7 protein-coding genes and 1 pseudogene are annotated in these 10,894 nt (G+C 34.6%); 1 reads left to right on the top strand and 7 read right to left on the bottom strand.

The features are described 5' to 3' along the window. From Q0800_RS09710 to Q0800_RS09685, 6 genes are all read right to left on the bottom strand, one after another. On the bottom strand, nt 1-486 hold a 486-nt coding region (locus Q0800_RS09710; protein ID WP_299129201.1), incomplete at its 3' end, for an OmpA family protein. Between the two features lie 97 nt (nt 487-583). Continuing rightward, the gene (locus Q0800_RS09705) at nt 584-2,218 is read right to left on the bottom strand and encodes a S41 family peptidase (RefSeq protein ID WP_299129200.1); all 1,635 of its coding nucleotides are present in this window, start codon (nt 2,216-2,218) and stop codon (nt 584-586) included. Beyond that, nucleotides 2,199-2,591, bottom strand: coding sequence for a ribonuclease P protein component (rnpA, locus tag Q0800_RS09700; protein ID WP_299129198.1), 393 nt, complete (start codon nt 2,589-2,591; stop codon nt 2,199-2,201). The genes Q0800_RS09705 and rnpA overlap by 20 nt, the downstream gene beginning before the upstream one ends. A 63-nt stretch (nt 2,592-2,654) precedes the next feature. Beyond that, the gene (locus Q0800_RS09695; RefSeq protein WP_299129197.1) at nt 2,655-4,460 is read right to left on the bottom strand and encodes a M1 family metallopeptidase; all 1,806 of its coding nucleotides are present in this window, start codon (nt 4,458-4,460) and stop codon (nt 2,655-2,657) included. 82 nt (nt 4,461-4,542) lie between these two features. Further along, nucleotides 4,543-6,147 (bottom strand): S8 family peptidase, encoded by a 1,605-nt coding sequence (locus Q0800_RS09690; protein ID WP_299129196.1) that lies wholly within the window; start codon nt 6,145-6,147, stop codon nt 4,543-4,545. A gap of 19 nt (nt 6,148-6,166) precedes the next feature. Then, the gene (locus tag Q0800_RS09685) at nt 6,167-7,024 is read right to left on the bottom strand and encodes an MBL fold metallo-hydrolase (RefSeq protein WP_299129195.1); all 858 of its coding nucleotides are present in this window, start codon (nt 7,022-7,024) and stop codon (nt 6,167-6,169) included. Between the two features lie 103 nt (nt 7,025-7,127). Here Q0800_RS09685 and Q0800_RS09680 point away from each other — a divergent pair, with 103 nt between their 5' ends. After that, nucleotides 7,128-8,966 carry a sodium:proton antiporter gene (locus Q0800_RS09680; RefSeq protein WP_299129194.1) on the top strand — a complete coding sequence of 613 codons (1,839 nt, stop codon included), beginning with the start codon at nt 7,128-7,130 and terminating at the stop codon, nt 8,964-8,966. 78 nt (nt 8,967-9,044) lie between these two features. Here Q0800_RS09680 and lepA read toward each other — a convergent pair. Beyond that, nucleotides 9,045-10,864, bottom strand: a pseudogene (gene lepA / locus Q0800_RS09675) (translation elongation factor 4). Nucleotides 10,865-10,894: the final 30 nt, after the last annotated feature.

The following is a 10,894-nucleotide window of genomic DNA, read 5'->3' as shown; positions in this document are numbered from 1 at the left end:
AATTTTATCTCCTTCTTTAAGTTCTCCACTTAATAATTCTTCCGTAGTTTCTTTTTTTGGTTGCTCAACTTTTACACGAGGAGGATCATAGGGTTTAACAATAATCTCTACTTTTCGGTTTAGTCCACGAATTTTATAAAGATCATTATCGTTAATTACATTAAGAAGAATTTCTCCTTTACCATCTACATTTGTAATAACGGATTCATCAAACTCATTATTAGAAAACACCTCTTTTATGGCATTTGCACGTTGCTGAGATAATAACATATTATAAGAGTCACTACCTCTATCATCACAAAAACCATAGATAGATATTTTTTTAATGTCCATGTTTTCAATTTCAGATAAAAACAGTAAAAGACGGCTTTCTTCAGTTTCAGGAATGTCGTATTGGTCCGTTAAAAAATAAACCTGATGCTTTATTTCTTTTTGCGCAAAAGCAAACTGAAAGGATAGACATATGAAAACAAGTAGGGACTTCATTTTTTGTAGAACTTTTTCAGTTTTTATAAAAATTCTCTATTGCTAAATATAGATAATTTTTGTTAAAACCATTTTTAAAGTCATTACTAAGTAGGTATTACCTTAAAATACTAGCATATTGTTTAGGATTATTTAATATAGAAATGGCTTTTAGAATTTCATCATTATTTGCTGTATAATACGCATAGAGACCTTCACTATAGAAATAACGTTTTATAATTTCGTCTGTTAATAAGGATTTTAATTGTACTTTATTGGCATTAATCGCATTTGTTTTATAGGCTTGTAAAGCGCTTGTTAAATTGGTCATTTCAGTGCTAATTACACTATTTAGTTCTTCTTCTTTTGCAACCTTAATAGCATTATCTAAGGCTTTTTCTGTTTTTGTTTCAAAATTAAAATCCGTTGATTTTAAATAAGATTTAAAATTATTAAAGTCAGCATCTGAAAGCTTAAATGCTTTATAATCGTCAATTTTATTATTGTAATAATACTGAGTTGCATAATCAAATATTAAGTTTTCATTTAAAATAGCCTTAGTAATAGGTGTTTGTTTAGAAAGTTCTATTTCTATATCTGGTTGTACTCCACCACCATCGAACACATCACGTCCATTTTTAGTTTTAAAAGCATTATAATTTTCCTTTTTTATGCGTGTGGCTTTACCGTTTTCGTCTCTATTCCAGTAATCTAAGGCTTGTATACAACGGCCAGATGGTGTGTAGTATCTAGAAATTGTAATCTTCATTTGTGTACCGTAGGTCAAGGCTTTAGGACGTTGTACTAAACCTTTACCAAAACTACGCACACCTACTACAACAGCTCTATCCATATCTTGTAAGGCGCCAGATACAATTTCACTAGCAGAAGCACTACTTCCATCAATTAAAATGATTAATGGAATTTCTGTATCAATAGCATCACGCTTGGTATAATAGGTCTTATTGTATTTTTTAACTTTAGATTTTGTAGTAACAACCAATTGATTTTTTGGCACAAAAATATTAGTAACATTAACAGCTTCATTTAATAAGCCGCCTGGGTTTCCTCTTAAATCTAATATAAGTTGTGTTGCACCTTGATTTTTTAATGCACGTAGCGCACCTAAAGTTTCTGCTGAAGCTTTTTTATTAAATTTTCTAAGAACAATATAACCGGTTTTATCATCAATCATAGAATAATGAGGAACGGCCTTAATTTCTAGAGATTCTCTAGTGATTTTTACCGTATTTGTTTTTCCTTGGCGTTTGTAGGTTACATTAACTTCTGTACCTGCAGCACCTTGTAGTAAATTACCAGCATCGTCCTTAAAGTCAGAAACAACAACATTATCTACTTTTATAATTTCGTCACCGGCTTTGAGACCAGCTTTATCTGCAGCGTAATTTTTATAAGGTTCTACAATAACGAGCTTATCTTTTAAGGTTAAAACTTTTGCACCTATGCCTGTATAGTCACCAGCATTATTGATTCTAGAAGCCTCTACATCTTGCTCGTTATAAAACCTTGTGTAAGGATCTAGATCATCTAACATACTCTTAATAGCAGTATCCATTAAATCACCAGGGTTGGTATCATCAACATAATTCATGTTGAGTTCTTTAAATAGGGTAGTAAAAATTTCTATTTGCTTTGCAATTTCAAAGAAATCATTTTTGAATGCCGTAGTGCTTAAAAAAAAGAGAACAGCAAAAGCAGGGATGATTAGCTTTTTATGTAGAAGTTTTTTCATGTTCTGGGATTTTGTCTAAAAATTTTTGAAATAACTGTTTCATCTTACGATCAGTTGCTTCAAAGGTTGTTCCGTCTTTGCTAAGGTATAAAATCATAAACGCATAAGCTGTTGAACTATTGTTAAAGTATAGGGGTTTATTAAGTCTATAGGCTTCTCTTAATAATCTTTTAATTCTATTTCTGGCAACCGCTGTTTTATGAAGTCTTTTACTCACGGATACACCTGTTTTGAGAACGCTTCCATCTTCGTGCTCAGTATTAAGATATATTAACCGCAGAGGATAGGCTGTTACAGCTTTACCTTCCGTAAATAATTGTTCAATGAGCTTCTTACTTTTTAGCTTATCTTTTTTAGAGTATTTAAACCGCATGATAACAAAAATAGAAAACCATGCCAACTAGACATGGTTTTAATAATCTATTTGTATAAATATTTATTCTACTGTAAACGTATTATTTTCGCGCTTTACATCCGCCATCATTTTAGAAGCATCAATTTCAACGGATTTCACCACTTTTTTTGCATCAAACGTATAGGTTGGCATCGCCCAAGCCCAATCGCTAACAATTGTTGCTGAGGTTGGTTTTTCACCTCGCATCATTTGTAATGGAATATAAAAATCTTCGGTAGAACCGTCTGTATACGTCACAGAAAGATCAACTGGCATTGGCATTAAACCGATACGCTCTAAAGTAATTGTTTTTCCATCTACTGATTTTACGCTATAATCTATGGTGTTGGTGGTTTGCGCAAAGTCTATTAAATACCAATCGAGTTCTAGATCTGTAATGCGTTCAGCAGTTCTTACTATGTCCATTGGTTTAGGATGCTTAAACGCAAAATCATTAAAGTATTTTTTTATGGTTTTCTTTAAATTATCTTCGCCGATTACATAACCTAGTTGCGCTATAAAAACAGCACCTTTACTATAAGCCGCAGCGCCATATACTTGATTGTATTTATAACGATCTGCATGTGTAGTTAAAGGTTGCTCATATCCAGAATTAGCTAAGCCAATGTACCCTCTGTAAGAACCAGATTGTGGGTTTTCTTGTTTGTTTTCGCGCAATTCGTTTTCCGCCAAATTAGAGATGTAACTTGTAAAACCTTCGTCCATCCACTCATGCTTTGCTTCGTTGGTTGCTAACAAAAATTGAAACCAAGTGTGTGCCAACTCATGGGCTGTTACACCAACTAAACTTCCATAATTACGTTTACCTGTGATTAAGGTGCACATAGCATATTCCATACCACCATCTCCACCTTGTATAACCGAGTATTGATCGTAAGGATATTGCCCAATATTTTCACTAAAATAAGTCATCAACTTAGCCGTATCAGGTTGTAGTTTTTTCCAGTTCTCTAAATAGTTTGACTCTAGGTCTTTTTTGTAGTAAAAATGTAAAGTTGGGCCATTTGGCATTTCTAGAGTATCATGAATAAAATCGGGATCAGCTGCCCAAGTAAAATCGTGTACGTTTGGCGCTTCAAAATGTAAGGTTTTTTTATTTCCACTAGCTTTTGTTTCACTTTTAAGGTAACCAGTACCACCAACAACATAATCTTTATCAATAGTTAATTTTACATCAAAGTCTCCCCAAACACTATGAAACTCTCTCCCTATATAAGGATCTGCATGCCAACCTTCACCATCATATTCTGCTAATTTAGGAAACCATTGTGTCATTGATAAGGCTACTCCTTCTTTATTGTTTCTGCCAGAGCGACGGATTTGGAGAGGCACTTGGGCATTAAAATCCATATCAAAGGTCACTTGTTCACCTGGTTGAATGGGCTTGTCTAATTTGACCTCTAATACAGTACCAACAGTTTCGTGAGAAATTGATTTACCATCTTGTTTAAGAGAATTGACATTAATATAACCTATTTCATTGGGCTTAAGCTTGCTAATACGATCACCAACTCTAGGATCTGGATCCGCAATGGTTCTAGAGCGCACATCCATTTCGCTGCCTGGTTGAAAGGCATTGAAATATAAATGGTAATACACACGATTCAACACATCTGGTGAGTTGTTAGTATAGACCAACTTTTGTTTTCCTTTATATTGAAACGAATTGACATCCATATCAATTTCCATGTCGTAATCCACATGTTGTTGCCAATACCCATTATTAGCTAATGCTATTGGTTTTGTTTGAGATTTTACTGGTTTTTCTGTGGCTCCACACGACAGAAGAAGTGCTAAACACGTTAAATTTAGAAAGAGCTTTTTCATAAAATATTTAATTATATAATTTAAAAGTGTCTAAATGATTTTTAGCATTTAGACACTTTTTTAAGAATTTATTTAGTAGTGCCTATTTAATTTTAGACGCCATAATTAAAGCATTATAAGCATTTGCAATTTTACCAGATTTAGATAAATCTGAAAAAGGCTTTACGTTGTTAGCATCTCCGCCTACAACTACTTTTGTGGTTAACGGTAGGCCAGAATCTAAAATAACTTGCTTTACCTGAGCTGCCGATAAGTTAGGGTATTGAGACCTTATTAAAGCGGCTATACCAGCTACACCTGGCGCTGCCATAGATGTTCCTCCTTTAAAGTCATACTCGTTTTCTGGTGTTGTAGAATACACTTCAGAACCTGGCGCAAAAACATCTACGTTCATTTTTCCATAATTAGAAAAACCAGATACCATTTTAGAGCCATATTTTTGGGTTAAAGACCCTACTCTAATGTAAGTATCTGAAACCTCTACAAAGTTGACGTTATCATCTGGGAAATTGGGCTCAGTATCTACATTGTTACTGTCGTTACCAGCCGCGTGTACAAATACAACATTATTATCTGAAGCGTACTTAATGGCATCTCTTACCCATTGCGAGTGTGGCGAAAACGACTTGCCAAAACTTCCGTTGATTACCTTAGCACCGTTATCTACGGCATAACGAATAGATAGCGCTACATCCTTATCATATTCATCACCGTTTGGTACAACGCGTAATGCCATAATTTCAACATTATTAGCAACACCATTTGCTCCTTTACCATTATTGCGTTCTGCAGCAATAATACCAGCAACATGCGTACCGTGAGATTCTGATTTTTTAACATGCTTTACATTGCCGTTACCATAACCAGTATCTGACATATCGTTGATATCGTCATTCGTTTTTCTGCCAGAAAAATCTGGGTTTAAATTATAATTTAAGCGCTCGTTAACTTGCTCTTGTATGCCTTTAAGTTCCACTTTAGCTTTTTGTACAGTATAACCATTGCCGTTCATTTGTTTAGCAATTTGTACGGCTTGTTGTATGCTTTGATCTTCGGAAGAGATGGCATTAATCTCTTCCATAGTGTAATCTTCTTTATTTAGATATTTACTAAGTGTTTCGTGTGTATTATTTACGGCTTGTGCTATTTGGTCGTATTGTGTTTTACGTCCCATCCATGTTTGGCGCTCAGATTCTAGAAGTGCTTTAGCTTCTTCATATCTAGGGTTAGAGGTGTCATTAGCTGATATAATACGTACGTACTCTAATTGCTCATCATAGGCATCACCTAAGAAATTCCAACCATGAATATCATCTACGTAACCGTTTTTATCATCATCTTTTCCGTTATTAGGGATTTCATCTTGGTTAGTCCAGATGACATCATCTAGATCTTCGTGGTCAATATCAATTCCAGAATCTATTACTGCAACGATAACTTTTGTTCCTTTTTTTCCTTTAATAATTTCAGAATAGGCTCTATCTACAGCCATACCAGGTATGGTGTCTCTTTCTAGGTCTAAATGTCCCCAATTCTTTTTTTCAGCATCGGTTAAATCGGTTACTTTTAGTGGTGATGTATCAATATTTTCAATAGGGGTTGTAAGTATATCTGCTGTTGAGCCACAACCAAAGAGTACTGCGGCCGAAATCCCAACATAGCCTAATAATTTATAATTCAATTTCATATTAATGGTATTTATTTAATTAAAGTAGTTGTTTACACGTAAAAACATCGTTAAGTCTCACACCTTTTTCGGTATGTTTAACGGTAATAATTTCGTTATGAGCGTCGTGCTCTAAAAATAAGTAAAAATTTTGTTCGGCAGCCATATTCAAAAATAATTCTTTTTCGTCTAAAGTCAGTAATGGTCTGGTATCGTAACCCATTACATAGGGGAGTGGTAAATGACCAGCTGTAGGTAATAAATCTGCCATAAAGCAAATGGTTTTTTCTTTGTAGCGTATCATTGGAATCATTTGTTTTTCTGTATGGCCGCTGGCAAAAAAGATATCAAAACCCAATTCAGAATTTTTTAAAACATGTTCTTCTGGTGGTGATGTAAACTTTAATTGCCCACATTCTTCCATTGGCAAAATGTTTTCTTTTAAGAAGGAGGCTTTTTCTCTTCTATTGGGTTCTGTAGCCCATTTCCAGTGGTCAGCATTGCTCCAAAAATGCGCATTTTTAAAAGCTGGCACATAACCTGTTTTATCTTTATTCCATTTTATGCCCCCTCCACAATGATCAAAATGCAGATGGGTCATAAAAACATCGGTAATATCATCTCTATGAAAGCCGTATGAAGCAAGAGATTTATCTATAGTATCGTCTCCCCAAAGAAAATAGTAACCGTAAAATTTATCACTTTGTTTATTGCCCATACCTGTGTCAATTAAAATTAGGCGGTTGCCATCTTCAATTAACAAACAACGTGCCGCAATATCGATCATGTTATTGTGGTCTGCAGGGTTTGTCCTAGTCCAAAGTGATTTAGGGACAACACCAAACATGGCGCCACCATCTAATTTAAAATTTCCTGCGTTTATGGGATATAATTGCATAGACTTGCAATTTACCAAAATACGAGGTAAAATATCCTATAGAATAGGATTTTTAAGGTTGTAAAAAAAAACCTATTTTCGAAAGGAATTAAAACACACAACAATGGTAGAATTAGCAGGTATTATTATTCTCGGAATCTTGGCACAATGGGTAGCTTGGAAATTTAAGATTCCTGCAATTTTACCTTTAATTCTCATTGGTTTATTGGTTGGGCCTATTGCAGCAGAATTTATAAATGAAGATGGGTCTAAATGGATTGAACCGATTTGGAATGGAAAAAAAGGACTTTTCCCTGGGGAAGGGTTATTTTATTTTGTCTCGCTTGCCATTAGTATTATACTTTTTGAGGGAGGTCTTACCTTAAAGCGAAGCGAAATTAGAACTGTGGGACCTGTAATTACAAAGTTAATAACAGTTGGTGCTGCAGTGACCTTTTTTGGTGCCGCGGTATTGGCTCATTATTTATTTGAGTTAAGTTGGGATCTATGTTTTCTATTTGCGGGATTAATAATTGTAACAGGCCCAACGGTAATCACTCCAATACTAAGAAATATACCTTTAAAACGAGATATATCAACAGTACTAAAGTGGGAGGGTATCCTTATTGATCCAATAGGTGCTTTAGTTGCAGTATTGGTGTTTGAATTTATTTTTGTAGGTGGAGAAGTAGGCTTTACAAAGACGGCTTTAATAGAGTTTGGTAAAATTGTTCTTTTCGGAACTACGTTTGGGTTTACCTTTGCACATGCCTTAGTTTTTGCAATTAATAAGAAGTTTATTCCACATTATTTACTTAACGTAGTATCCTTGTCTGCGGTGCTTTTGGTTTTTATTGAATCTGAAATTTTTGCGCACGAGTCTGGCTTACTTGCGGTTGTAGTTATGGGAATGGTTATTGGTAATAGTAAGCTCGATAATATTAAGGAACTCTTGTATTTTAAAGAATCACTCAGTGTATTATTAATTTCTATTTTGTTTATTCTACTGTCTGCTAATATTAATTACGACGAGTTAATGTTATTATACCGTTGGGAAACCTTGGCTTTGTTTTTAGCCGTTGTATTAATAATTAGACCGTTAGCGGTATTTATTAGCGCTCAAGGATCTAAATTAAGAATGAACGAAAAATTATTCATTAGTTGGGTTGGTCCACGAGGAATTGTAGCCGCAGGTATTGCATCGCTTTTTGGAAGTAAACTTAGAGCTGAGGACGTTGCAGGCGCAGAGTATATAACACCATTAGTATTTATGATTGTACTAGGTACAGTACTCTTAAATGCAACTACAGCACGTTTATTTGCAAGAATCTCTGGTGTGTTTTTAACTAAATCTGAAGGGATTTTAATCATTGGTGCTTCTAAAGTTTCTAGGTTAATTGCACAATATTTAATTGATAACGGTAGGCATGTAGTGTTGGTAGATAGTAATCAAAATAATATAAGTGAGGCAGAAAAACTAGGTATAGAGGCGCACACCGAAAACATATATTCAGACACCTTAACTGACAATGTAGAATTTAATGATATTGGTTATTTATTAGCCTTAACAGGCAATGGTGATATTAACCGTTATGCGGTGGAAAAGTTTGGTGCTCAATTTGGCGAAAACGGTACATTTAGACTAGCTTCAAAAACGGAATTAGAAAACAACTCCATTTCTGATGAAGACGGCATATTTACGCTGTCAGATGATTTTAATAACCTAATCGAAGTTTCTGAAAACTATCCTGAAATACACGAAATATCGGTAGAAGACTTAGCGTCTTATAATAGTATATTAGATGACATAAAGCGTAATTCTGATCAGATTCCTTTATTCCTTAAAACAAGTAAAGATGTTATACATATAATACCGTCTTTAGATGAAACTATAGAAAAGGAAATTGATAAAAATAGTAAGTTGGTGTACTTAGGAAAATTAATAAATGCCGAAAAAGCATAACTTTAATAAGCCTTTACATTATAAATTTATTTAAAGATTAATAACACGCTATATTCTTAAATAAATATTAGCATTAAATTAATCATTCAGCTTTAAAACGGCCATAAAGGCTTGTTGTGGAATTTCTACATTACCGACCTGGCGCATACGTTTTTTACCTTTCTTCTGCTTCTCTAAAAGCTTACGTTTACGAGAAATATCTCCACCATAACATTTTGCCGTCACATCTTTACGCAATGCTTTAATCGTTTCGCGTGCAATAATCTTTGCACCAATAGCCGCTTGTACAGGAATATCAAACTGTTGCCTAGGTATAAGTTCTTTTAGTTTTTCGGTCATTTTTTTGCCAATAGTATAGGCATTATCTGCGTGTACTAAGGCCGAGAGCGCGTCTACGGTCTGAGCATTTAATAAAATATCTACTCTAACCAGTTTTGAAGCTCGCATTCCTATAGGAGCATAATCAAAAGAGGCATAGCCTTTTGATACGGTTTTAAGCCTATCATAAAAATCAAAAACTATTTCGGCAAGAGGCATATCAAAACTTAACTCAACACGTTCTGTGGTTAAATACGTTTGATTAGTAATTTGTCCACGTTTTTCAATACACAAACTCATTACAGGCCCAACAAAATCTGATTTTGTTATTATAGTTGCCTTAATAAAAGGTTCCTCAACACGATTAAGCGTTGAAGGCTCTGGCATATCCGATGGGTTGTTAACGATAACAATCTCGTCTGGGTTTTTATTGGTAAAGGCATGGTAACTTACGTTAGGCACGGTTGTAATAACCGTCATATCAAACTCACGTTCTAAACGTTCTTGTATTATTTCTAAATGCAACATACCTAAGAAACCGCAACGAAAGCCGAAACCTAAAGCTGCTGAACTTTCTGGTGCAAATACCAAAGAAGCATCATTTAACTGAAGCTTTTCCATAGAAGATCTCAACTCTTCATAATCTTCTGTATCCACAGGATAAATACCTGCAAACACCATGGGTTTTACATCTTCAAAACCGTCAATAGCATTGGTAGTTGGTGTTTTGGCATCAGTAATTGTGTCACCCACTTTTACTTCACGAGCATCTTTAATTCCTGTAATTAAATACCCTACATCGCCCGCTTTAATCTCGTTCTTTTTAACCTGATTTAGTTTTAAAGTTCCAACCTCGTCAGCAAAATAATCCTTGTTGGTAGCGATGAATTTTATCTGTTGGCCTTTTCTAATAGAACCATTAATAACCCTAAAGTAAGTTTCTACACCTCTAAATGGGTTGTAAACTGAATCAAAAATTAAGGCTTGTAAAGATTCATTAGGATTGCCTTTTGGTGGAGGAATACGTTCTATAATTGCGGATAAAATATCTTCTACTCCAAGACCAGTTTTTCCACTTGCAGGAATCACTTCTTCTGGGTCACAACCTAATAAATCTACTATATCATCTGTAACTTCTTCTGGATTAGCACTTGGTAAATCAATTTTGTTTAAAACAGGAATAATCTCTAAATCGTTCTCTAGGGCTAAATATAGATTAGATATGGTTTGTGCCTGTATACTTTGAGCTGCATCAACAATGAGAAGCGCTCCTTCACATGCTGCAATAGAACGAGATACTTCATAGGAAAAATCAACATGACCTGGTGTATCAATTAGGTTTAAAACATACACTTCCCCTTTATAGGTATATTCCATTTGAATGGCGTGAGATTTAATGGTAATGCCTCTCTCACGTTCCAAATCCATACTGTCTAATAACTGATCTTGTTTTTCTCTTTCGGTAACAGAACCTGTATAATCCAACAAGCGATCGGCAAGTGTACTCTTTCCGTGATCAATATGTGCGATGATGCAAAAATTGCGTATATGCTTCATTTATCTTTTTCTAAGGCAACAATTAAGATTGCAAATATAAGTGATTTATAAAG

The organism is uncultured Winogradskyella sp., from assembly GCF_937958655.1.
Lineage (GTDB): Bacteria > Bacteroidota > Bacteroidia > Flavobacteriales > Flavobacteriaceae > Winogradskyella.
This window is presented reverse-complemented; position numbering and strand designations above follow the sequence as displayed.

What these genes read in the sequence shown, in the direction of transcription:
- Q0800_RS09705 (WP_299129200.1), bottom strand. Translation starts at nt 2,218, where the DNA reads ATGAAAAAACTTCTACATAAAAAGCTAATCATCCCTGCTTTTGCTGTT.
- rnpA (WP_299129198.1), bottom strand. Translation starts at nt 2,591, where the DNA reads ATGCGGTTTAAATACTCTAAAAAAGATAAGCTAAAAAGTAAGAAGCTC.
- Q0800_RS09695 (WP_299129197.1), bottom strand. Translation starts at nt 4,460, where the DNA reads ATGAAAAAGCTCTTTCTAAATTTAACGTGTTTAGCACTTCTTCTGTCG.
- Q0800_RS09690 (WP_299129196.1), bottom strand. Translation starts at nt 6,147, where the DNA reads ATGAAATTGAATTATAAATTATTAGGCTATGTTGGGATTTCGGCCGCA.
- Q0800_RS09685 (WP_299129195.1), bottom strand. Translation starts at nt 7,024, where the DNA reads ATGCAATTATATCCCATAAACGCAGGAAATTTTAAATTAGATGGTGGC.
- Q0800_RS09680 (WP_299129194.1), top strand. Translation starts at nt 7,128, where the DNA reads ATGGTAGAATTAGCAGGTATTATTATTCTCGGAATCTTGGCACAATGG.